General features: G+C 44.7%; 2 protein-coding genes. Both read left to right on the forward strand.

Translation table 11 applies throughout. The annotated features are described in order from the left end of the window. Positions 1-1,453: PAS domain-containing protein (locus tag HRU10_15330; protein NRA28605.1), on the forward strand; the 1,453-nt coding region annotated here is incomplete at its 5' end. 14 nt (positions 1,454-1,467) lie between these two features. Then, positions 1,468-1,905 carry a response regulator gene (locus HRU10_15335; protein NRA28606.1) on the forward strand — a complete coding sequence of 146 codons (438 nt, stop codon included), beginning with the start codon at positions 1,468-1,470 and terminating at the stop codon, positions 1,903-1,905. Positions 1,906-2,046 lie beyond the last annotated feature (141 nt).

The raw sequence follows: 2,046 nt of genomic DNA on the forward strand, positions 1-2,046 counted from the left end.
GCGGGAAATCCGCACGTCCGGTTCGATGAGGGGGAGCAACAAGTTGGCGAAAGCCGCTTGTTGCTCTCTACTCTACTATTTTACCGAAGTAAGTGGATACACCGCTGAAGAGAGCTATGGCAAAAATCATAGAGATCTCGTAAACAGTGGATTTCACCCGCCCGAGTTTTGGAAGGATTTATGGGACACAATCAGATCGAATAAGATTTGGCGAGGTGATGTGCGGAATAAAACCAAAGCCGGTGAGGTATATTGGGTAGATACTACTATCGTTCCTATCACTTATGATGGGGGCGCACCGACAGGATTCTTGTCTGTTCGAATTTTAATCACTAGCAGAAAAGCAACTGAAGCTGAACTGGTTGCCAGTGAAGAGCGATTTCGGCTAGTCGGGGAGTTGGCGACCGATGGTTATTGGGACTGGGATTTGAATTCTAATGCTGAATATCTCAGCCCGAGCTTCAAGCGCCTCTTTGGTTATGAGGATCATGAGATGGAAAACCATGCCACTTCATGGCAAAAAATAATCCATCCTGATGATTTGAAATTAGCCCTCGTGGCTTTTGAAGGGCATACCCAGCGAGGTGAGCCTTTTGCTGTTCCTGTGCGCTATTTTCACAAAGATGGTGGTATTGTGTGGGTGCTTTTTAGAGGTGTTGCTCTCAAGAATTCAAAGGGAGATTTTTATCGAATGATTGGCACGCATACCGATATCACAGAGCTAAAGGAGTCGGAAGAGAAGTTAGCTCAGTCTAATCGTGAGCTAGAGCAATTTGCCTTTATTGCCTCCCACGATTTACAAGAACCGCTGCGCACAATCACCGGGTATGTTCAATTGTTGGAGAGAAAATACAAAGGCTCTTTGGACCAGGACGGGAAAGAGTTCATGGATTACATCACTCAAGGAGCCCATCGCATGCGTATTTTGATCAACGATCTTTTGAGCTACTCGCGCGTTGGAAACAGTGAGCCTCAGCTTGAGAAGCTTGATTTGAATAAGGTAGTGAGTGAGGTTCTAGAGTCGTTAAGCTCCCAGATAGCACGCGAGCACGCTGAAATCGTTTTCGCGGATGGGACTCTTCCTTTTGTCTATGCGGACTCTTTCCAAATGCGGCAACTTTTTCAGAATCTTATAGGCAATGGGCTGAAATTCAAACGTGAAGGTGTTCGACCTGTTTTAGAAATTTCAACATTGATCGGTAAAAACGTAGAAGGGAAAAGCTTCCATAAGGTGTCGGTGAAGGATAATGGGATTGGTATCGATGAGAAATATTTTGAGAAGATGTTTCTAATCTTTCAAAGATTGAATGACCGAGATTCCTTCGAAGGCACTGGAATGGGGTTAGCGATTTCAAAGAAAATTGTTGAGCTCCACGGAGGCACGATTTCGGTAGAATCTAAGATTGGAGAGGGGTCATCTTTCTCTTTCACCTTGCCCATGACGAGGTCTTAAATCTATATCATCTAATGAGTTCAGGGCATTCTATAAATATTCTGATGGTTGAAGACAACCCGGCGGATATTCGCCTAGCTGAGGAGGCGTTTAAATACAACAAATTAGCCAATAACCTGCACATTTCTAAAAACGGTGTGGATGCTATGGCATTTCTCAAAAGAGAGGACGATTATACTGAGGCTGCCCGACCAGATATTATCCTCTTGGATTTGAATCTCCCCTTGATGTCTGGGCAGGAGGTGTTGGCCGCTGTCAAAGGCGATCCTGAATTAAAGAGCATCCCGGTGGTCATTCTCACTACATCAGAAGCGGAAATAGATATTTTGAAAGCGTATAAAAACCACGCAAATTGCTACATATCGAAACCCGTAGATTTTGAGAAGTTTGTAGATGTCGTCCGGCAAATAGAGGGTTTTTGGTTCTCAGTGGTTAAATTGCCGACCCCCTGAATTTGCGATCTTTGGGACTGCCCTGCGTGGCTGCTAAAAGATGGATGATGCTGTCGTGGAGCTGTGAGCTGGTCCCGCAATGTTGGACAGGTTGCTAAGAAGAAATAAGATACAAGCAACCGATGAAAAAACGACGTAAAT

Source organism: Opitutales bacterium, assembly GCA_013215165.1.
Taxonomy (GTDB): domain Bacteria; phylum Verrucomicrobiota; class Verrucomicrobiia; order Opitutales; family JABSRG01; genus JABSRG01.

Coding starts and splice junctions, on each gene's coding strand:
- HRU10_15335 (NRA28606.1), top strand. CDS start 1,468: ATGAGTTCAGGGCATTCTATAAATATTCTGATGGTTGAAGACAACCCG.